The sequence below is a fragment of the Roseibium sp. genome, assembly GCF_025698965.1.
In the GTDB taxonomy this organism is placed as follows: Bacteria; Pseudomonadota; Alphaproteobacteria; order Rhizobiales; family Stappiaceae; genus Roseibium.
Window position 1 is genome coordinate 1 of the sequence record NZ_JAILWL010000040.1, and the last position, 21,610, is coordinate 21,610.

Consider the following 21,610-nt stretch of genomic DNA (forward strand, 5'->3'; position numbering starts at 1 on the left):
TAACGGCGGTTCAACCACAACTGATGGAAGCGTTACCATCGACAATGACCCAGCCGTTTGGGCCGAGGTGTTCCTGCGGCCTGAACCGGGCCTTGTAAGCCATTTTTGCAGAGCCTTCGACCCAGTATCCAAGATATACATAAGGCAGCCGCAATTTCCGGGCTCGTTCGATATGGTCTAGGATCATATACGTGCCAAGGGCGGTATCTGTGAAATCCGGATCATAGAACGAATAAACCATGGAAAGACCGTCTGAGAGCTGATCGCTGAGCGCGACGCCCAGCAAAGGACCTTCTCCTGCGCCGGTTACGAAACTGTCCGGGCCGCGCCGCCGGTATTCCACGACCAGGGTCTCGACATGGGTATCTTCAACCATCATGGCATAGTCGAGAACACTCATTTCCGTCATGCCACCATTTTCGTGGCGTGTTTCCAGATAGTCGCGAAAGAGATCATATTGCTCCGCAGACGGGCTTGCCGGCAGGCGTGCGCCAATGATCTCCGAACCGGCTTTCCAGACGCGCTTGAAGGATTTGCTCCATTTGAAATCATCCACCCGAACGCGCACGGAAACGCAGGCCTGGCATTGCTCGCAGGCCGGGCGATACGCAATATTCTGACTGCGCCGAAAACCGCCCTGGGTCAAAACTTCGTTCAGGGCAGGGGCACCATGCCCCACGAGATGCGTAAAAACCTTGCGCTCTTGTTTGCCCTCCAGATAGGGGCAGGGCGCTGGCGCCGTGAGATAGAATTGCGGATGATCTGTTGGGTGCCGTGTCACCTTATTTTGTCCCGCGGTCCCTCATAAATCGGTTCTAAAGTCCATAATACCATGGGGCGACTATCGTGAAGGTCAACCATAAAATAAGCGCGAGCGGTGCGCCAGCCCGCATGAAGTCGATAAATCGATAGTGACCCGGTCCCATGACTATGAGGTTGGTTTGATACCCGACCGGAGTTGCAAAAGATGTATTGGCGGCAATGATCAGACAAACGACGAATGCTTCGGGTTCCTGTCCGATCTGATCAGCCAGATTTATGGCAATCGGCGTGAACAGAACCGCGGCAGCATTGTTCGACAGGAAGTTGGTCAGAAGCATCACGATGAAAAACAGAGCCGACAGGATGGCCGGGGCAGACGCCCCCTCGAGCAGATAGACCAGAGCCGAGGCTATGGCCATGGCTCCGCCGGTCGCCTCAAGCGCAACCGCACCGGCCAGCGAAGCTCCAACCAGCATGAAGATCCGGCTGTCGATTGCGCGCATGGCCTGGCGGATGTTGAGGCAGCCGGAAGCAATCATCGCGAATGTGCCCGCAACCGCAGCTGAAACAATCGGCACCGTGCCGCTGGCGGCGAGCGCGACCACGCAGGCAAATATTGCAAGGGCCCGCGGGGCATACCGCTTGCGTGGAACCTCGGTCGTTGACCAGTCGAGAAGCAGTACGTCCCGGTTCCCGCGAAGTCGCGCGATTTCGTCCTCGGTACCGGCCACCAGCAGGACGTCGCCGGCTTCCAGTCTTATGTCGTTCATCGCCATGCGCGGCATGCGGCTGCGTCTCTGGATGCCCATGACAAGGCAGCCGGTTTCCGTATAAAATCCCGATTGAGGCAGTGTGCGGCCCATAAGCCGTGAGGCCGGTGCAACCACCACTTCTGCCAGGCTCAAGGAACCAGGCTGGTTTGCCTGGGTATCGTTGGCGTCCGCTTCTGCTTCCATAAGCGGCTGGCGTCGGGCGAGCGCGTTGGCAAGCGCCGTTCTGGTCGCCGCGACAATGACCGTATCACCGGGCGACAGGACAACATTCTCGAATGGTGGCAAAAGCGGCTTCTGGCCGCGTTGCACCAGACGGACCGTCATGTCCTTGAGTTTGGGGAACATGCCCGACACGGCTTCTACCCCCACCAGGGGATGGCCATAGGTAATCTCGATCTGGGCGATGAACTGCTTGCCGGAAGTTGCCTGAAACTCTTCCGCCATGGTTTTGCGGTTCTTCATCAGGTGCGGCATGACGAACAATACGTAGATTGCCCCGGTTGCGGCCATGATCAGGCCGATCGGCGTAAAACTGAAGAAGGTGAGTTTCAGATCAGAGCTCTGGGCAGCGTAATTGGCGACAAGCAGATTGGTTGAGGAACCGATCAGCGTGGTCATACCGCCGAGAATGGCGATGAACGATAGCGGCATCAATACGCGGGCAGGAGCCTGACCGACCGTCGCCGCCACGGCAGTCAAAATCGGCAGGAACATCACAACAACAGGCGTGTTGTTCAAAAATGCGCTGAGAATTGCAACCGCAATCAGGATAGGAATAGCAGCCTTTTGGGATCGGCCGCGTGTCATGCGCACAATGGATTTGGCAGGACCCTCCAGCGCATCGGTCTGGAAAAGGCCCTGGCCTATGATCAACAGGCAAATCACGGTTATCAGGGCGGGGTTGGCGAAACCTGCCAGAAACTCCGCGGTTAGCACTTCGGAACCGTCCGGTTTCGTTACCGGGAAAACCGAAAAGATAACGATGAATGCGGTGACCGATCCAAGAGCGACTGCTTCAATCGAATAGCGCTCGAAAGCGTAGAGGATGACAGTCGACGCAATCACCACAAAGGTGAGCGCCATTGCAATATCAACTGAGTGCATTCACCCGTCCAAAGCCACTGTGGCCAACCATAGGAGCGCGCACTTTAAAACAGGCGGTCCTGCTTTTGGAAGAGGCCAAAGAAGAGATTGCCGTTGATAGTTTCTATGAGGGAAAAAATAGACAGATCCAGCTGAACGTAGATCACGTAATGAAATGAGGGGCTTGCGGTTGGTTCGGGTGCTCTTTCAATCGATTTTCCGCAAGGAAGGCAGAAACTTTCAGTATCGTATCAAGAGTGAGCAAACATGTTGTCGAATTCACTTCACATCCACCGGAACGCGCGTGCGCTTTGGATGCTCGCCTTGTTTCTGGTCGTTGTGTTGGCAACCGGTCTGTTCATTGGCACACAGTCGCCTCCCGGCGAGTGGTATCAGAATTTGCAAAAGCCAGTGTTCAATCCACCAGACTGGATATTCCCACCGGTCTGGACCGTGCTTTACATATTCATCGCCGTTGCCGGTTGGCGAACCTTCAGAACCGCGCCCAGATCCGCTGCCATGGTTCTCTGGGCGCTGCAAATGCTGTTGAACTGGATTTGGTCACCGGTTTTCTTCACGCTGCACATGGTTTGGCCAGCGCTCGCCATCATTGTCTTGCTCTTACTGACTATCCTCGCTTTCACACGAGACAGGTGGCATCACGACCGGCCGGCTGCATTGTTGTTCAGCGCTTATGCGGCCTGGGTGGGCTTTGCAGCCGTATTGAACGGTGCAATAGCCTTTTTGAATTGAAGCAAATCTGACGATTCATGCAGAACGCCGCCCGGTAGCAAACCGGAGGGCGTTTTTACGAGAACCTGGCTAATGCCAAACGTGGGGCTAATGCTCCTGAACATATTCCCGGTGATAGGCCGAGTTGATCACAATGACGCCGAGGACAATGTCGTGCAGCAGGCGCTTGCGATCGGAGAAGAGGGACACAAGTAAAATCAACGGTGTCAGCAGAGAGACGGAAAACCAGAACAAAATTGCATGCACGGCCGCAAGCAGCGGGTAGGGCTTCGCCCCGTACCAAAGGCGCATTTCAAGACCCATCGCCCGCATGCCGAGAGTGGAGGCCTGAGGGCCGCCCAGAGTGAAGGCTACATACAGCAGTGCGACAGCCGTCGGCAGGATCGCGTAGAGAAGGAAGCCAAAACCCAGTGTGAAAACACCGAGGAAAAACACAAGAATTCCGGCGCCGAACGTCAAAAGCGCGATGACGATCACATCGATGAAAAAGGCAAAAACCCGTCGACTCCTGACACCCTCGAAAAGCTCGGGATTGCGCACAGGATCAAAAACATCCTGGCGAGCGTAATCCGAGGTGGTATCTGCTGACATCGTCCGGCTCCTGAAAAAGTGATGAACCACATGTGGTGTCGGTGAGGCAAATTCGCAAATCCCGGTTGCGGGATCATTCAATGCGAACCTTGAAACCCAGGGAACACACAGGTGCCGCTGATCGGTCCAGCCGCTAGTTGTGCCTCTTCAACTCTCACTACCAAAGGAGCCGTTTTCGTCGAACCGTCAATTGCTTTCGGCCAGCATTTCAGCAACTTTTGGCGCGAAATAGGTCAAGATGCCGTCGGCACCAGCACGTTTGAAGGCTAGAAGACTTTCCAGCATGGCCTTGTCACCGTCCAACCAGCCATTGGCGCTCGCGGCCTTGATCATCGCGTATTCGCCCGAGACCTGGTAGGCGTAGGTCGGTACCTGAAACTCGTCCTTGATGCGCCTGACGATGTCGAGATAGGGCAGGCCAGGTTTTACCATGACCATATCGGCGCCTTCTGTGATGTCGAGTTCGGCCTCGCGCAGCGCTTCATCGGTGTTGGCCGGATCCATCTGATAGGTGCGCTTGTCACCTTTCAATGTACCGGACGAGCCGACCGCATCACGGAACGGGCCGTAGAACGCAGAGGCATATTTGGCGGAATAGGCCATGATCTGGGTGCCGCGGAAACCCTGGCTGTCCAGCGACTGTCGAATGGCGCCAATTCGGCCATCCATCATGTCGGACGGTGCAATGACGTCTGAACCGGCCTCGGCCTGAACCAGCGCCTGTCGGCAAAGTTGGTCAACCGTCTCATCATTGAGGATCGTTTCACCCTCCATCAGGCCGTCATGGCCGTGGCTGGTATAGGGATCAAGCGCAACGTCGGTCATCAGGCCGACATTAAGCCCTTCAGCCTTGATTGCTCTGAGCGCACGGCAGGTCAGGTTGTCCGCATTGAGAGCCTCGGAGCCGGTTTCGTCACGCAGATCCGGGTTTGTGTAGGGAAAGAGTGCCAGCGCCGGGATGCCGAGTTCAGCAGCCCGGACAGCTTCCCGAACGGCTTCGTCCACTGACAATCTGAACACTTCCGGCATGGAGGGTACGGGTTCGCGAACCGATTGGCCGTCTACCAGGAAAATCGGCCAGATCAGGTCGTTCACACTCAGGTTGTTTTCCCGCACCAGGCGGCGTGACCAGTCGGTCTGGCGGTTCCGGCGCATTCGGGTGCCGGCCAGTAGCGTGTCCATATGGTCGGAAGTGATTTTCGGTAGCTTTGAATTAGACGACATGGAACGAGCCCGTTCGATAGGAAATTTCTTGAGATTTTTATTCTCACAGAAGAGCGGCGCCAATCTATCACGCAGATTGACGCATTCCAACATTCTGTAAAATAACTGAAAATAAAAACAAAAAAGAGATTGTTTGACGTTTGCGTCAAATATGTTTTAGTTCTGCCGCAACAGCGAAGATCAGAACTTGCGCAAAGGGGAATCGAGGTTCCTGCGCAATTGGGAGGACAACCGTGGACTTTTCACTGAATGAAGATCAGCGTGCTTTTCAGGATATGGCCGCTGGTTTTTCCCGCGATGAGCTGGCACCAAACGCCAAGGAATGGGACGAGGACAGCATCTTTCCGGTCTCCACTTTGCGCAAGGCGGCTGAACTCGGATTTGGCGGAATTTATGTAAAGGAGGAAGTCGGCGGGTCCGCTCTGACGCGGCTCGACGCAGCGCTGATTTTTGAAGAACTGTCCAAAGGCTGCACCTCTACCGCAGCCTATATCTCGATCCACAATATGGTTGCATGGATTATCGACACCTATGCGTCCGATGAGCTTCGTCAGAAATATCTGAGCAGGCTATGCACCATGGAGCTGCTGACCAGCTATTGCCTGACCGAACCAGGCTCCGGATCCGACGCCGCAGCTCTGCGGACAACCGCAAGGGAAGATGGCGATCATTATATTCTGAACGGTTCAAAGGCCTTCATTTCAGGCGGTGGTGTCAGTGACCTTTATGCAGTCATGGTTCGCACTGGTGGCGAGGGGCCGTCGGGTGTGTCGTGCCTGTTGGTAGAAAAGGGAACTCCGGGGCTCAGCTTCGGTGCCAATGAGATCAAGCTCGGCTGGAAGAGCCAGCCGACCGCGCAGGTGAATTTCCAGGACTGCCGGGTGCCCAAGGCCAATCTCGTCGGGACGGAGGGGCAGGGCTTCAAGATTGCGATGTCGGCGTTGGATGGCGGCCGGTTGAATATCGGAGCATGTTCGCTTGGTGCAGCCCAGGCCTGTCTCGAACACGCGCTTTCTTATGTTAAGGAGCGCAAGCAGTTCGGTAAGCCGATCTCCGAATTTCAGGCGCTGCAGTTCCGTCTTGCTGACATGGCGACCGAACTGGAAGCAGCGCGTCTGCTGCTTCACAAGGCGGCGGCTGCGGTTGATGCGAAGTCGCCGGACGCAACCAAACTCGCTGCCATGGCCAAAAGGCTTGCGACGGATACCGGTTTCAAGGTCGTCAATGAAGCGCTGCAGTTGCATGGCGGCTATGGCTATCTGCGAGACTATCCGATTGAACGTTTCTTCCGCGATGTCCGTGTGCATCAGATTCTGGAAGGTACAAACGAAATCATGCGTCTGATAATTGCTCGTCAGCTCCTTAAGGATTGAATGAGACTTGTCCCGCTAACGATTGAAACGACTCTTCTTTTTGCGAGGCGCCCAAGTGAGCGACGAAATCCTGTTTGAAATTCGCGGCAAGGCCGGCTTTGTAACCCTGAACCGGCCAAAGGCGTTGAATGCGCTCAGCCATGGCATGCTGAAGGCCCTGGAAAGCCAGCTCAGCGAGTGGGCTGACAATCCCTCTGTCGGACACATTGTTATTAAAGGGGCTGGTGAGAAGGCATTTTGTGCTGGCGGCGATATTCGCAGTATCTATGATGCCAGACTGGCCGGAAAGCTGGATGGGCTCAGCGCATTTTTCAGGGAAGAATATACACTCAATGCACAAATCAAGGCCTATCCGAAACCTTATGTTGCCTTGATCGACGGCATTGTCATGGGGGGTGGTGTCGGCGTTTCGGTTCACGGCAGTCACCGGGTTGGAACTGAAAAGACGCTCTTCTCGATGCCGGAAACAGCCATTGGTTTCTTTCCTGATGTTGGCGGGACCTATTTTCTGCCGCGCATGCCGAAGAAGACCGGTTTCTATTGCGCTTTGAGCGCTGGTCGCCTGAAACTGGGTGACGCACTGGCAACCGGAGTGCTGACCCACGCAGTCAATTCCGCTGATCTTGAAGATCTTGAAAAAGCTCTCGAAAGCACTGACGACATCGATGCAACCTTGTCGAGTTATCAGGTCATGCCGGAACAGGGGCCGTTGAAACTGAACGAGGACGTGATTGAACAGGCGTTTTCTGCAGGATCTGTTTCGGAGATTCTGGAGCGCCTTGAAGCGTCCGATAGCGAGTTCGCCCGAAAAACCGCAGCATCCATTCTTCACAAGTCACCGACAAGTGTCATGATCGCCTTCGAGCAGATGAGACGTGGCGGCAACCTGTCATTCAACGAGTGCATGAAGCTTGAATACAGGATCGTATCCCGAATTCTGCAAGGTGATGACTTCTTTGAAGGCATCCGCGCAGTCCTTGTCGACAAGGACCAGGCACCAAATTGGAGCCCTTCCCATATTGGGCAAGTGGACAGCAGGGATTTGGCGTCGTATTTCGAGGAACCATCTGACGGAGATCTCAAGTTCTAGGTCTCCCGAGACTCGAACCCGGAACCGAGCCGAACATGATCACCAGCTTTCAGGACCTCGTAGACGCCCGGCCGCCCTGGAGCACCATACTGACATGGTACTTGCGCGGCATTGCGATCATTCTGATCGGCGGCGGCGTTATCTATTGGGCGCGCATCATCGGCATTGTCGAATGGCGGGGACTGTGGTTCTGGGAAATGCCGATCGCCTTGCAAGGGGCAATCATCTTTTTTGCCGTACTGGATCTTGTTGCGGCCACGGGCCTGTGGTTGACCGTTTCCTGGGGAACAGTGATGTGGCTGTTCCGCTGCTTTTGCCAGATCGTCATGCATACGGCCTTTTCGGATCTCTACGGCCGCAGGCCCTACGAGATATCCTTCTATCTTCTCACAATCGCGATCTACGCAGTTCTGGCCTACCTGATGGAAAAGGAACGACGGGCCAGCGCGCGCTGAGCCCTGTTTGATTCATTTTCTGAAGTTCCTTTGACGGGACTTCAAATGAGTCGGCCAACGGATTCTAAATCAACACAAAATTCTACTCGGGAGGAAAATCATGTCGAGCACAGTTGGATTCATCGGACTTGGCAATATGGGTGGCCCTATGGCGGTCAATCTGGTGAAAGCCGGTCACAAGGTCCTGGGATTTGACTTGTCTGACGCGGCAATGTCTGCGCTTGCCGACGCCGGAGGCGAAAAGGCTACCGGCGTTGCCGATCTTGCTGCCGCCGCTGACGTCATCGTCACGATGCTGCCGGCGGGCAAGCATGTCCGTCAGATTTATGAGGGCGAGGGTGGCATTCTTGAAAACGCAAAGCCCGGTACGCTGATGATCGATTCATCCACGATTGATGTCGACAGCGCGCGCGCTGTAAGTGCGGCTGCGATCGAAAAGGGCATGCAGATGGTCGACGCTCCGGTATCCGGTGGTGTCGCGGGCGCTGCCGGCGGAACGCTGACCTTCATGGTCGGCGGACCAGACGAAGCCTTTGGGTTGGCGAAGCACTATCTCGATATCATGGGCAAGACCATCGTTCATGCCGGCGGGGCTGGAACGGGTCAGGCTGCGAAGATCTGCAACAACATGTTGCTGGGAATTTCGATGGTAGGCGTCTGCGAGGCCTTCGTACTTGCCGAAAGACTTGGACTGGACGCGCAGAAGTTGTTTGACATCTCGTCGACTGCATCGGGCCAGTGCTGGTCGTTGACGTCTTATTGCCCGGTTCCGGGACCGTTGCCTTCCTCGCCGGCCAATCGCGACTATCAGCCGGGCTTTGCTGCGGCGATGATGCTCAAGGATTTAAAACTCGCACAGGAGGCAGCAAATTCTTCCGGTGCGGCAACGCCACTTGGGGCTGAAGCTGAATCTCTTTACACGCTGTTTTGCAACTCGGGTGGTGAAAGCCAGGATTTCTCCGGTATTATCAAGTTTCTGCGTGGCTCATGATAAACAAATACTAAACAGAACCAGTAGAACGCACTTAAAAAGTTTACGGATGATTCAGCACATCTCTTAAGTGGTTTTTAGAACGGTTCGAGTAGATTGCGTATCAAGGCGGGAAAATATCCGTCGAACGACAGGTACAAAAGAGGCGCAATCACATGATCACCGCAAGTAGGGCAGTCGACGCTGTAGCACCGAGTGAACAAGAAGAAGTGGAAATCAAACCGCTCTATCTTGAAGCTCTCACGCTCGTCGAGCGGCTGCATCGTCGTCTTCTGGACGTCATTAAGGATGAGTTCGACAGAATGGGTCGTTCCGATGTCAACAGCGTGCAGGCACTGCTGCTGTTCAATATCGGCGACAGCGAACTGACTGCCGGTGAGCTGCGGACACGCGGCTACTATCTCGGCTCGAACGTTTCCTACAACCTGAAGAAACTGGTTGAGACCGGCTATATCCACCATCAGCGTTCCCGCATGGACCGTCGGTCCGTCCGCGTGAGCCTGACCGATAAAGGCCAGGAAGTGGCAAAGATCGTCAACGATCTTTATGAGCGTCACATTCTGTCCGTGGAGCAGGTCGGTGAAATCGGTCCTGAAGACTTTGTTTCGCTGAACAAGTCTTTGCGCCGCCTCGAGCGGTTCTGGACCGATCAGATTCTTTACCGCCTTTAAAATTTCGCGGTACATTCAGATGACAAAGGCACCGCCCAGTGGGCGGTGCTTTCTTTTTATGCCTTCACGCAAAATTGCATTTCAGATTTTCAAAAATCAGTCAAAAAAAGCAGAAGAAGGAAACGGAGAAATACTAACCTCCGCTTGCTGACATCTTGTGGTCACATTGGAATGGCTTTGTGCGCGCTTCCAGGCGCAAAGATGGTTAAAGAATCAAGCGATTTATTAACTCCCTTCCGCTACGAGTAGAAACTGGAACAACCGGTGCGGCGTAATTTGATCGGTCGCGCCACAAGCACAACGAGCATTTTAACGCGCAATGCGCAGCACATGGGGTCGGCAATGAACCTTTTCACCGGACCGTTCGGGAAGAAACTGAACCTGAATTGGACGACTGGAAAAACGCTTACAAGCGTGTGTGCTTTGGGGATTTCAGCATTTCTCATTGAAAGCGGCCCGGCACCAGCCCAAACGGCTCTGCAATCCTTGCAGCAAAACCGCCAGAATGTTGAATGGGCAGATAATTTCGACATCGCGACGGACAATATCACCGAGGTGAAATCTTCCGCACCGACCCTTTCTCCAGAGACCGCGGACTATATTGCCGTTGCTATTGACCGATACCAGCGGATCGTTCAAGCGGGCGGTTGGGGCACGGTGACAGGTGGCGGCAAGGCACTGCGGATTGGCGCAAAAGATCCCCGTGTGGTTGAGCTGCGCCGTCGTCTGATCGCGTCCGGCGATCTCGAGCAACAGGCCGGGCTTTCCGACACGTTCGATTCTTACGTTGACGCAGCCCTGCGTCGCTTTCAGCTGCGACATGGCCTGATCCCCGATGGGGTCATGGGGGATGGAACGGTTGAGGCTCTCAATATTCCGGCCGATGTCCGACTTCGCCAACTGGAAACAAATATGGTGCGCATGCGCTCCATGTCCGGTTTCCTCGGCGACCGCTATGTGATGGTCAATATTCCGGCGGCCGAGATCGAAGCCGTTGAAAACGGCAGGGTCAGATCCCGTCATACTGCTGTCGTCGGCAAGATTGACCGTCAGACACCGATTCTGAACAGCAAGATCTACGAGCTGAACTTCAATCCGTACTGGACGGTTCCGGTTTCCATCATCCGCAAGGATCTGATCCCGAAAATGAAGGAAGATCCGCAGTATCTTGATAAGAACAACATCCGGATCTTCGACTGGAGCGGCAACGAGATGTCGTGGCAGCAGATCGACTGGAACACCGATGAGGCGACCCAGTATCGTTTCACCCAGGACCCCGGCTCGGAAAACTCGCTAGGGTCCGTGCGGATAAACTTCCACAACAAACATCAGGTCTACCTGCATGACACGCCGTCCAAGACCCTGTTCGGTGAGGGCTATCGCTTCCACTCGTCCGGTTGTGTCCGTGTTCAGAACGTTCGTGAGCTGGTGACCTGGCTTCTGCAGTCGACAACGCCCGACTGGGACAGAACACGCGTCGATTCCGTTGTTCGCACAGGTGAGCGCGAGGATGTGAAGCTGAAAAAATCGATCCCGCTTTACATGACTTACGTTACCGCCTGGGCCAATGCCGATGGTGTGGTTCACTTCAGGGAAGACATCTACAACCGTGATGACCTTTATGGCACCGGGACCCAGGCACGGCTCTAACCGGGTGCCGCCCGGGCACGGCAATCGAACGTTTCAGGAAACGCTGGTCTTGATCGGGCCGGCGTTTCGTGTCTTCTAGCTGACAGGTGTCAATTGGGGGAATTGCAATGAGCCACGAGCCGCGGGCTGGCGAAATCTATCTTGAGTTCAGACCGGTCGGGCAGCAAGTGAAGGTCACTGCGATCGATGCCGCAACGGGGATAGAAGTGTCCACATTTGGCCCGGCCTCTGCAGCCCAAAGTGATTTGAAACGGATTGCGGTTCGCAAACTGCAGCGTCGTCTGGCGCAGGAGGCAGAGGCTGCATCGTCGCAACGTGGCGCGAACCTCTATTGAAACAACACGGGAAGACCTTTCTTCTGATGGATCCTTGATCTTCGAAAGGCGCTTTCGACTTGACGCAGGGAGCTGTCCCCCTTGTTCGATAAACGGATTCCTCGGAAAAATTACGAAGTAAATCTTTTTAAGCACGATGAAATAAAATTTGTCTGCGAATTAATTCCCGGAAAATCATTCCAAATTCAAGGATAGGGAAAGATTGCTCTCAGTCTGAAAGACCGTATACGGGCTGAAATGTTTCAATATTGATCGGGATGCCAAAATTATATTTTACGAACACAAAGTGCCGAAAGTGTAAGCCCTGAGCAAAGTTGTCGCATACAGGGTGTCGAAGCGTCGGTATAGACCTTGGTTCTTCACACTCGGTGTGTTAATTCCACGCTCAAATCGGCATAGCGGTTGAGCAAACCCGAGCTTTTTACCGCAAGAAAGTGCCTTAGACCCTCTCGAGAGTATACAAGGATGGTGTGATGTCATTGATGGAAAGCTCCAGTCAGTCCCTGCAGTCCGATTTCTTCACGCGTAGCCTGGCAGAGGTGGATGCGGATATTTTCGGCACCATCGAAAATGAGCTGGGTCGTCAGCAGCACGAGATCGAGCTTATTGCTTCTGAAAACATCGTTTCCCGCGCTGTGCTCGAAGCTCAGGGTTCCATTTTCACCAACAAATATGCCGAAGGGTATCCGGGCAAGCGCTATTATGGCGGGTGCGAATTTGCCGATGTTGCCGAGACACTGGCCATCGAGCGCGCGAAAGAGCTGTTCGGGTGCCAGTTTGCCAACGTTCAGCCCAATTCCGGTAGCCAGATGAACCAGGCTGTGTTCCTGGCCCTTCTGCAGCCGGGCGACACTTTCATGGGCCTTGACCTGAACTCGGGTGGTCACCTGACTCACGGTTCACCGGTCAACATGTCCGGCAAGTGGTTCAATGTCGTTTCCTATGGCGTCCGCGAAGAAGACCATCTTCTCGATATGGAAGAGGTCGAGCGCCTTGCGCATGAACACAAGCCGAAGCTGATTCTGGCGGGGGGCACAGCATATTCCCGGATCTGGGACTGGAAAAAGTTCCGCGAAATCGCTGATAGCATCGGTGCCTATCTCATGGTCGATATGGCACATATTGCAGGTCTCGTGGCCGGTGGCCTCCATCCGTCTCCAGTGCCGCATGCTCATGTGGTCACCAGCACGACCCACAAATCACTGCGCGGGCCGCGCGGTGGTCTGATCCTGTCCAATGACGAAGCGATTGCCAAAAAGATCAACTCCGCGGTTTTCCCGGGGCTTCAGGGTGGCCCGTTGATGCATGTGATCGCAGCCAAGGCAGTCGCTTTCAAGGAAGCGCTACAGCCGGAGTTCAAGGCCTATGCCCGGGCAGTGACCGAAAACGCCAAGGCGTTGGCCGAAACGCTGAAAGAGCAGGGGCTCGATATCGTGTCCGGCGGAACCGACAACCACCTGATGCTGGTCGATCTGCGACCGAAAAACGCAACAGGCAAGCTTGCCGAGAAGGCTCTCGGCCGCGCCAACATCACCTGTAACAAGAACGGCATTCCCTTCGATCCGGAAAAACCGTTCGTGACCTCCGGTATCCGCCTCGGCACTCCGGCAGCAACGACCCGTGGCTTCGGCGTTGCCGAGTTCCGCGAAGTTGGCATGCTGATCACGGAAGTGTTGGACGGTTTAAAGGCCGCAAACAGTGAAGAGGGCAACGCAGCGGTTGAAGCAGCCGTCAAAGCCAAGGTAGAAGCACTGACGGGCCGGTTCCCAATCTACGGGAAATAACAAACCGGCTCGATCAGGAGCTTTAAGAAATGAGATGTCCGTTTTGCGGTGGCGACGAAACCCAGGTCAAGGATTCACGCCCCACCGAGGACAACACCGCAATCCGCCGCCGCAGGATCTGCAACACTTGCGGCGGTCGGTTTACGACCTTTGAGCGAGTCCAGCTGCGCGAATTGATGGTACTGAAACGAGCTGGCCGCAGGGTTCCCTTTGACCGTGAAAAACTGATGCGTTCAGTCCAGATCGCGGTTCGCAAAAGGCCGGTAGAACCGGAACGCATAGAACGAATGGTCAGTGGCATCGTGCGTCAGCTCGAGAGCTCTGGCGAAAGCGAAATCACAGCAGAAACAATCGGCAACCACGTCATGGAGGGCCTCAAGGGCATCGACGACGTGGCATATGTACGCTTTGCCTCCGTTTACAAGAATTTCCGTGAGGCCAAAGACTTTGAAGCCTTGCTGGATGAGTTGAGTGATACGGACGGCCAGCCGGTTGATGATCACTGATCGTTGCGATTGATAGCTTATGTCAGCCAATTCCAATCTCGATGAACGCTTCATGGCGGCCGCCGAACGAATGGCCCGTCGCGGACTGGGGCGCGTTTGGCCCAACCCTGCCGTTGCGGCGCTGATCGTCCGGGAGGACGAAGACGGCTCTGTGCTGGTTGGCCGTGGCGTAACCTCGCGTCCGGGCATGGCGCATGCGGAAGTCAATGCCCTTCGTCAAGCAGGCGACCAGGCCAGGGGCGCTACCTGCTATGTCACTCTGGAGCCCTGTTCGCATTATGGCCGCACACCGCCTTGTGCGCTTGCCTTGACTGAAGCCGGTGTCAAGCGGGTCGTCGTCGGCATGCTGGACCCCAATCCAAGGGTCGCGGGTCGGGGAGTGCAAATGCTTCGGGATGCCGGAATAGACGTTGTTGTCGGTGTGCGTGAGCGGCAGATGCAGGCGATCTATCACGGTTTCATGTTGAGGCAGCTCAGGCAAAGACCTCATGTGTTTCTGAAATTGGCGGTTTCGCAGGACGGATTTATCGGACGCAGCGGCGAAGGACAGGTGAAGATTTCCGGTCCCTTGTCCATGCGCAAGGTCCACGGGTTTCGCGCCGAACATGACGCCATTCTCGTTGGGACCGGCACGGCACTTGCTGATGACCCTCAACTGACATGTCGGCTGCCGGGTTTGGCGTCGCGGTCACCTGTCAGGGTCATCATCGACCGATGTGCAAGGCTACCGCTGGAATCGAAACTTGTCAGGACCTGTGTGGACGTACCGGTCTGGCTCATCTGCGGAAATGATGCAGATCAGGACAAAATTGATCTTTTGTCGGCAGCTGGGGTCAATGTTATTCGTGTCCCTGCGGATGAATGCAGCATCAAGCCCTCCGTCGTTCTCAGTGCCCTGGCCACACGTGGCGTGACACGGGTCATGGTGGAAGGCGGCGCCAGAATGGCATCTTCGTTTCTGGCTGCGGATCTGGTTGACGACCTGTGCGTCGTGACTGGGGACATCGAGATCGGTAAGGACGGAATACCTGCTCTGCATGATTTTGATCTTGCGGATGTTTTGGAAGATCCCAAATTCGAACGGATCGATGCGGGCAAGTTCGGCGTCGACAGCTTTATCTACCTCAGACGGCGTGGAGCCTGACATGTTTACCGGCATTGTGACAGACCTTGGTGAAATCCTCTCGATTGAAGCGATCCCGGCAGGTCGGCGGACGAGGATACGCACCAGCTATGATACGGATAGCTTTGATATTGGTGCGTCGATTGCCTGTGCAGGTGTGTGTCACACGGTCACGGACAAGGCCATCAGCTCCGCCGGCAACTGGTTCGAGGTGGAATCAGCAGCTGAAACGCTGGCACTGACCAACGTTTCAGGCTGGAAGACCGGACAGGAGATCAACCTTGAACGGTCCCTGACATTGGGCTCGGAATTGGGCGGACATCTTGTCCTTGGGCATGTGGACGGCCTTGCGACGATAACCAAGCGCGAAGACCACCCTGATTCTGTTTATCTGCAGTTTGAAGCCCCTGAAGATGCCGCGCCCTTTATCGCCAAGAAAGGCTCGGTCGCACTCGACGGAACGTCGCTGACGGTGAACGAGGCTGACGGCTTGCTGTTTTCAGTGTTTCTGATCCCGCACACGCTGGAAGTCACCACCTGGTCCAATCGTCAGGTTGGCGACAAGGTCAATCTGGAAGTGGATATGATGGCCCGCTACGCAGCGCGCCTTGCGGAATTCACCAAGACCGGGTAGGGGACGGTCCCAACACCTTCGAAAAGAGCTATCATGCCGGATCACCACGATCGGTTGACGCAATTGTCGCCGGGTTGTTGCGGTCGAGTGCGAATGAGACTGGACAAACCTGGGCTGACGTGGTTCCTGTCGCGGCCCAATATAGGATATCAAGACCCATGAGTGCTGCACCAAAACTTCTGATCATTGAAGCCCGTTTCTACAATGATCTGGCAGACGCGCTGGCCGAAGGTGCAATCAAGACGATTGAAGAAGCCGGCGCCAGCTATGACCGGATCGCCGTTCCCGGCGTCCTGGAAATTCCGGCAGCACTTTCAATGGCCATGACCGCGATGGAAAGCGACGGTGTTCTGTATGATGGATTTGTTCTGCTCGGTGTCGTGATCCGTGGGGAAACCACGCACTACGATATCGTAGCCAATGAATCGAACCGCGTGATTATGGACCTGATCGTTGATGCGGATCTTGCTGTTGGAAATGGTATTCTGACAGTCGAAAACGATGAACAGGCATGGGCCCGCGCAAAAGTGGACGACAAGAATAAGGGCGGAGCCGCTGCGCAAGCTGCCCTTGACATGATCGCCCTGCGCCAAAGGCTTGGAGTATAAGAAAAATGACCGGAAAAGCCGACCCGGAAAAACCGGCTGCAAAAACTGTGCGTCCTGCGAACAAGCGCGGCGTCGCCCGCCTCGCTGCCGTTCAGGCTCTCTATCAGATGGATATTGGTGATACTCCGCTGACGAATGTCGTCAGTGAGTTCACGGCGTTCCGCCTCGGCAAGGAAATCGACGGCGCGCAATATCGCGACGCCGACGAGCAATGGTTCAAGCAGATCCTTGCAGGAGTTGTCGAGGACCAGAAATTCCTCGATCCATACATCCATACGGCGTTGACCGAAGATTGGCCGCTCAAGCGGATCGACAGTCTGTTGCGTGCAATTCTGCGCTCCGGATCCTATGAACTTCTGCGCCGGAAGGATGTTCCGGCGAAGGTGATCATTTCTGAATACATCGATGTCGCGAAGGCCTTTTTCGAGGATGACGAGCCTGGTCTCGTGAATGGTGTCCTTGACCGTCTTGCCCACGAATTGCGCGAGTCCGAGTTGGACGCACCGAAAACGGATGGCGCCACCTGACCATGGCGGCAGACCGGCCAGGCGAGTTTGAACTCATCAAGACGTATTTCGCTCCCCTGGCGAAAGATCCGGGAAGTCTCGGTCTGACGGATGATGCGGCGGTTTTGACACCGCGCGCTGGTTTCGACCTCGTGCTGACCAAGGATGTTCTGGCCGCGGACATCCATTTCTTTGCCGACGACGCTCCCGAAGCGATCGCCGCCAAGGCCTTGAGGGTCAACCTGTCTGATTTGGCGGCAAAAGGGGCCGTTCCGAGAGGATATCTTTTGGGGCTGGCGTTGCCGTCTGACTGGACAGCTAACTGGTTGGACCGGTTTTGCAAAGGTCTTGCCGCAGACCAGGCAGCCTATGATGTGCAGTTGCTCGGTGGGGACACTATCCGCTCCGGCAACGGACTTCAGGTTTCCATTACAGCAATAGGCGAGGTGCCTGCCGGCCGAGCGGTACGGCGGTCGGGAGCCAGACCTGGCGACAAACTGTTTTTGACAGGAACGATCGGCGATGCGGCTGCAGGACTGAAAGCGCGGCTTGACCCCGGTTTCGGCACTAAGTGCGGTCTGACCAAATCTGAAGAGAGCCACATTCTCAATCGCTACCTTTTGCCGAAACCACGAGCGAAGCTTGCAGGACCCATTTCCGAATTTGCCAACGCTGCGATGGATGTCTCAGACGGTCTTGTCGCCGACTGTGGACACATGGCAAAGGCTTCCGGTGTTGCGGTTGCGATCGACTTGAACAAGCTACCTTTGTCAGACGCATTGAAACGGCTCAGGAAAGTTGCGCCGGACGAGTTCACCCGTTGTCTCAACGGCGGTGACGACTATGAAGTGCTTGCAAGTATCCCTGCAAACAGAGCGGCCGCCTTTCAACAGGCCTCTGAAGTTGTTGGGTGTCCCGTGACAAAAATTGGTTCTGTTGGCGAGGGCCCGGGTTCGGTAGATCTGACCGAGGCCGGAGCGCCAGTCGAAATCAATCCAAATCTCGGGTTTCGCCATTTTTAAACCAACACCGCTGCTTTTCGGACATGGTGCCGGAATGCTGCTGCTGCATTAAAGATGAAGACGAGAGCTCGATTGTATGCTGACAATGAGTGTCTTTTCGGCAGTCGGACGGCGTGCTAGGACTGAACAAGTTTTTTGAGGGTGCAAAAAAGTCGGGGTGGTCTTCGAGCGCAAGACCGTTCATTTGTTGAAGCCCTATTGCCGTCCTCAAAAGTCTGACTGCTACCCGCCTACCATTTTTTTCGCTCTTGAAAGATCGCACATGACCGCCGTGACCCCGGACATATTTGTTGACGACCGCCTGGCCAGACGGAATGCGCTTCTGCTTGCTCTGGCTCAAGCTCTCGGCGGCGCTTCCGCATCCATAGTCATCGCAACGGGGCCGTTGGTCGGTTACATGATGCTGGAAAGCGACAAGTCGTTGGCGACAGTGCCTGTTTCCGCGATGGTGCTGGGTACCGCCTTTGGGACCATCCCTGCGGGCATGATCATGCGCAGGTTCGGCCGTCGGGCCGGGTTCACAGGGGCGTCGCTACTGGGCGTCTGTTCCGGCTTGCTGGCATCGTTTGCCGTGTTTCAGGACGACTTCCTCTTGTTTTCTCTGGCCTGTTGCCTGGGTGGTTTCGCAGGTGCCTTTGTTCAGCAGTATCGGTTCGCTGCTGCCGACACGGCAAGCGATGCTTTCAAACCGAAGGCCATTTCCTGGGTGCTGGCCGGAGGTGTTCTGGCCGGGATCGTCGGCCCTCAGACGGTGATTGCCACCAAAGGGCTTTTTGAGCCGATCCTGTTTGCCGGAACTTACCTGGCTCAGGCAGGTCTGGCCTTGATTGCCTTTTTCCTGCTGATGTTCATCAAGATCCCCAAGCCACCGCGTATCAGCCATGCCAAGGCAGGTGGGCGTCCATTGCACAAAATCATGCTGCAGCCCCGGTTCGTCGTCGCTGCGGCTTGCGGCATTTGTTCCTATGCTCTGATGAGCCTTGTCATGACAGCCACACCATTGGCGATGATTGCCTGCGGTTTGAGCGAAACCGATGCGGCCCTTGGAATTCAATGGCATGTGCTGGCCATGTTCGGACCAAGTTTCTTTACAGGAAACCTAATAGCCCGCTTCGGCAAGGAGCGCATCGTGTCGATTGGCCTGGCATTGTTGGCTGGCTGTTCCATCGTCGCGCTGACGGGGATCGAGCTTGCCCATTTCTGGACCGCGCTCGTGCTTCTTGGTCTTGGATGGAATTTCGGGTTCATCGGTGCAACCGCGATGTTGACAGATACCTACCGGCCGGAAGAGCGGAATCTGGTGCAGGCGGTAAACGATTTTCTGGTCTTCGGATTCGTTGCTGCTGCGTCATTTTCGTCCGGCGCGCTTTTAAATGTCTTTGGCTGGGGCACAGTCAATGTACTCGTCTTCCCTTTCGTGCTGTTGTGCCTGGGATTGCTGGTCTGGCTCGCTCTGGCTGAAAGAAAAGCAGTTACAACCACTTAAAGTGTCTGCGGATTTTCATTTCGTCAGTGCAGCAAAAAATTCTGCGCTGCACCAATTGTTACCGTAACGGAACTGTTGAATTAAACAATGTGAGAGCTTGACGAAGCGCTCTCATTTGCTGCTATCGTGTGCACTCTTCACGCTGCGGTATTGCCGTAACGCATCTTTTGGCAGGTAAAACAACGAAAAAAACAGCCAGCCGCAATCTTGGGAGGAAGCATGATCGAGCTAGTCGTCATCATTGTTTGTGGTCTCTTGTCCATCGCCTATGGCGCGTGGGCCATTCAATCCGTCATGGCGGCGGATGCGGGCAACGCCCGTATGCAGGAGATCGCCGGCGCGATCCAGGAAGGGGCCAGCGCTTATCTCAACCGGCAATACACGACCATCGCGATTGTCGGGGCCGTTGTTTTCGTTCTTGCCTGGATTTTGCTTTCCGGACCCGCGGCAATCGGATTTGCCATCGGGGCCGTTCTCTCAGGAGCTGCTGGATATATCGGGATGATGGTTTCCGTCCGTGCCAATGTGCGCACGGCCCAGGCCGCGAGCCAAAGTCTCGGGGCAGGATTGGAAATCGCTTTCAAGGCCGGTGCCGTCACCGGCCTTTTGGTTGCCGGCCTCGCATTACTCGGTGTTGCTGTCTATTTCAGCATTCTGACCGGTGTCATGGGATATGAAGCAACCGATCGAACCGTGATCGACGCGCTCGTTTCGCTCGGCTTCGGAGCATCGTTGATTTCCATCTTTGCTCGACTGGGCGGCGGTATCTTCACCAAAGGTGCCGATGTTGGCGGCGATCTCGTCGGCAAGGTCGAAGCGGGTATTCCGGAAGATGATCCGCGCAATCCGGCCACGATTGCCGACAATGTCGGCGACAATGTCGGTGACTGTGCGGGCATGGCTGCCGATCTGTTCGAGACCTACGCAGTGACAGTGGTCGCGACCATGGTTCTGTCGTCGATCTTCTTCACCGGCGCACAGGCCCATGAACTTATGATGCTGCCGTTGCTGATCGGTGCAAGCTGTGTCGTGACCTCCATCATCGGCACGTTCTTCGTCAAGCTCGGTGAAAACAACTCAATCATGGGAGCGCTTTACAAGGGCTTCATCGCCACGTCCGTTCTTTCGGCGGTCGCCCTGGCGGTTATCATCTTCGGATGGTTGGGCGCAGGCACGGAATACACGACATCGGGTGGAACCACCTTCAGCGGCTTTGATCTGTTTGTCTGCGGCCTTGTTGGCCTCGTCGTGACAGGTCTGATCATCTGGGTGACCGAGTATTACACCGGTACGGAGTATCGCCCGGTGAGGTCCATCGCTCAGGCATCCGTTACCGGCCACGGCACCAACGTGATCCAGGGGCTTGCGGTCTCGCTGGAAGCAACGGCACTGCCGGCGATCATCATCATCGCGGGTATTCTGGTAACCTACAGCTTCGCTGGATTGTTCGGCATCGCAATTGCGGTAACCACCATGCTGGCGCTGGCCGGGATGGTTGTCGCTCTCGATGCATTCGGTCCGGTGACCGACAATGCTGGCGGAATTGCCGAAATGGCGGATCTGCCGGCAGAAGTGCGCACCACAACGGACGCACTCGACGCCGTCGGCAACACCACCAAGGCAGTGACCAAAGGCTACGCCATTGGCTCTGCCGGATTGGGCGCCCTGGTTCTGTTCGCAGCCTACACGGAAGATCTCAAATACTTCTCAAGCACTGCGGAAGAGGGGTCGATCTTCGCAGGGATCAACGTTGATACGCTGTTCTCGCTGTCCAACCCGTATGTTGTTGCAGGCCTGCTGTTCGGCGGTCTTCTGCCATACTTGTTCGGCGGTATTTCGATGACGGCCGTTGGACGTGCTGCAGGGGCGGTTGTTGAAGAAGTCCGGCGTCAGTTCAAGGAAAAACCCGGCATTATGGAAGGCACGGAGAAACCGGACTACGGCCGGGCTGTCGACATGCTGACAAAGGCGGCGATCAAGGAAATGGTCATTCCGTCTCTCTTGCCGGTTCTGTCGCCAATCGTCGTGTTCTTCGTGGTGCGAGCGGTGGCAACACCTGCGGATGCGTTTGCAGCGCTTGGTGCGATGCTGCTTGGTGTGATTGTAACCGGTCTCTTCGTTGCGATTTCCATGACCGCTGGTGGCGGTGCTTGGGACAATGCGAAAAAGTCCTTTGAGGATGGTTTTACC

The 21,610-nt window shown here is 55.5% G+C and carries 21 protein-coding genes; 17 read left to right on the forward strand and 4 right to left on the reverse strand.

The features are described 5' to 3' along the window. Positions 1 to 10: 10 nt before the first annotated feature. Complete coding sequence (locus K5905_RS05205) at positions 11 to 781, reverse strand: arginyltransferase (RefSeq protein WP_297580979.1); 771 nt, start codon at positions 779 to 781, stop codon at positions 11 to 13. 34 nt (positions 782 to 815) lie between these two features. Further along, positions 816 to 2,639 carry an SLC13 family permease gene (locus tag K5905_RS05210; RefSeq protein ID WP_297580980.1) on the reverse strand — a complete coding sequence of 608 codons (1,824 nt, stop codon included), beginning with the start codon at positions 2,637 to 2,639 and terminating at the stop codon, positions 816 to 818. 246 nt (positions 2,640 to 2,885) lie between these two features. Here K5905_RS05210 and K5905_RS05215 point away from each other — a divergent pair, with 246 nt between their 5' ends. Then, entirely contained in the window at positions 2,886 to 3,371 is a 486-nt protein-coding gene (locus K5905_RS05215) for a TspO/MBR family protein (RefSeq protein ID WP_297580982.1), read from the forward strand. Between the two features lie 87 nt (positions 3,372 to 3,458). On the opposite strand, the gene K5905_RS05220 is transcribed toward K5905_RS05215, so the two are convergent. After that, positions 3,459 to 3,962 carry an RDD family protein gene (locus K5905_RS05220; RefSeq protein WP_297580985.1) on the reverse strand — a complete coding sequence of 168 codons (504 nt, stop codon included), beginning with the start codon at positions 3,960 to 3,962 and terminating at the stop codon, positions 3,459 to 3,461. A gap of 186 nt (positions 3,963 to 4,148) precedes the next feature. After that, positions 4,149 to 5,144, reverse strand: coding sequence for a porphobilinogen synthase (gene hemB, locus K5905_RS05225; protein ID WP_297581027.1), 996 nt, complete (start codon positions 5,142 to 5,144; stop codon positions 4,149 to 4,151). A 275-nt stretch (positions 5,145 to 5,419) separates the two neighbouring features. On the opposite strand from hemB, the gene K5905_RS05230 reads away from it, so the two are divergent. From K5905_RS05230 to K5905_RS05305, 16 genes are all read left to right on the forward strand, one after another. Then, the gene (locus K5905_RS05230) at positions 5,420 to 6,559 is read left to right on the forward strand and encodes an isobutyryl-CoA dehydrogenase (RefSeq protein WP_297580988.1); all 1,140 of its coding nucleotides are present in this window, start codon (positions 5,420 to 5,422) and stop codon (positions 6,557 to 6,559) included. A gap of 55 nt (positions 6,560 to 6,614) precedes the next feature. Next, complete coding sequence (locus K5905_RS05235) at positions 6,615 to 7,649, forward strand: enoyl-CoA hydratase/isomerase family protein (protein WP_297580990.1); 1,035 nt, start codon at positions 6,615 to 6,617, stop codon at positions 7,647 to 7,649. Positions 7,650 to 7,684: 35 nt separating this feature from the next. Beyond that, entirely contained in the window at positions 7,685 to 8,104 is a 420-nt protein-coding gene (locus tag K5905_RS05240; protein ID WP_297580994.1) for a DUF6163 family protein, read from the forward strand. Positions 8,105 to 8,183: 79 nt separating this feature from the next. Further along, on the forward strand, positions 8,184 to 9,095 hold the full coding sequence (gene mmsB / locus K5905_RS05245; protein WP_297581030.1) for a 3-hydroxyisobutyrate dehydrogenase: 912 nt from the start codon (positions 8,184 to 8,186) through the stop codon (positions 9,093 to 9,095). Between the two features lie 155 nt (positions 9,096 to 9,250). Continuing rightward, on the forward strand, positions 9,251 to 9,766 hold the full coding sequence (locus tag K5905_RS05250; RefSeq protein WP_297580997.1) for a winged helix DNA-binding protein: 516 nt from the start codon (positions 9,251 to 9,253) through the stop codon (positions 9,764 to 9,766). A gap of 342 nt (positions 9,767 to 10,108) precedes the next feature. After that, positions 10,109 to 11,416: a L,D-transpeptidase family protein gene (locus K5905_RS05255; protein WP_297581000.1), complete on the forward strand. Its 1,308-nt coding sequence runs from the start codon at positions 10,109 to 10,111 to the stop codon at positions 11,414 to 11,416. 107 nt (positions 11,417 to 11,523) lie between these two features. Further along, positions 11,524 to 11,751, forward strand: coding sequence for a serine hydroxymethyltransferase (locus tag K5905_RS05260; protein ID WP_297581003.1), 228 nt, complete (start codon positions 11,524 to 11,526; stop codon positions 11,749 to 11,751). A 473-nt stretch (positions 11,752 to 12,224) separates the two neighbouring features. Next, entirely contained in the window at positions 12,225 to 13,535 is a 1,311-nt protein-coding gene (gene glyA, locus K5905_RS05265) for a serine hydroxymethyltransferase (protein ID WP_297581006.1), read from the forward strand. A gap of 29 nt (positions 13,536 to 13,564) precedes the next feature. Then, positions 13,565 to 14,041, forward strand: a complete 477-nt coding sequence (nrdR, locus tag K5905_RS05270; protein ID WP_297581008.1) for a transcriptional regulator NrdR — start codon at positions 13,565 to 13,567, stop codon at positions 14,039 to 14,041. 19 nt (positions 14,042 to 14,060) lie between these two features. After that, a complete protein-coding gene (ribD, locus tag K5905_RS05275) occupies positions 14,061 to 15,185 on the forward strand; it encodes a bifunctional diaminohydroxyphosphoribosylaminopyrimidine deaminase/5-amino-6-(5-phosphoribosylamino)uracil reductase RibD (protein WP_297581010.1) in 1,125 nt (374 codons plus the stop codon). Position 15,186: 1 nt separating this feature from the next. Beyond that, entirely contained in the window at positions 15,187 to 15,798 is a 612-nt protein-coding gene (locus tag K5905_RS05280) for a riboflavin synthase (protein ID WP_297581012.1), read from the forward strand. 158 nt (positions 15,799 to 15,956) lie between these two features. Then, on the forward strand, positions 15,957 to 16,406 hold the full coding sequence (ribH, locus tag K5905_RS05285) for a 6,7-dimethyl-8-ribityllumazine synthase (RefSeq protein ID WP_297581014.1): 450 nt from the start codon (positions 15,957 to 15,959) through the stop codon (positions 16,404 to 16,406). Positions 16,407 to 16,411: 5 nt separating this feature from the next. Beyond that, on the forward strand, positions 16,412 to 16,933 hold the full coding sequence (gene nusB / locus K5905_RS05290) for a transcription antitermination factor NusB (protein WP_297581016.1): 522 nt from the start codon (positions 16,412 to 16,414) through the stop codon (positions 16,931 to 16,933). Between the two features lie 2 nt (positions 16,934 to 16,935). Beyond that, positions 16,936 to 17,934 carry a thiamine-phosphate kinase gene (gene thiL / locus K5905_RS05295; RefSeq protein WP_297581019.1) on the forward strand — a complete coding sequence of 333 codons (999 nt, stop codon included), beginning with the start codon at positions 16,936 to 16,938 and terminating at the stop codon, positions 17,932 to 17,934. Positions 17,935 to 18,196: 262 nt separating this feature from the next. Continuing rightward, positions 18,197 to 19,420 carry an MFS transporter gene (locus K5905_RS05300; RefSeq protein ID WP_297581021.1) on the forward strand — a complete coding sequence of 408 codons (1,224 nt, stop codon included), beginning with the start codon at positions 18,197 to 18,199 and terminating at the stop codon, positions 19,418 to 19,420. 219 nt (positions 19,421 to 19,639) lie between these two features. Then, the coding region (locus K5905_RS05305) for a sodium-translocating pyrophosphatase (RefSeq protein WP_297581023.1) at positions 19,640 to 21,610 on the forward strand (1,971 nt) is incomplete at its 3' end.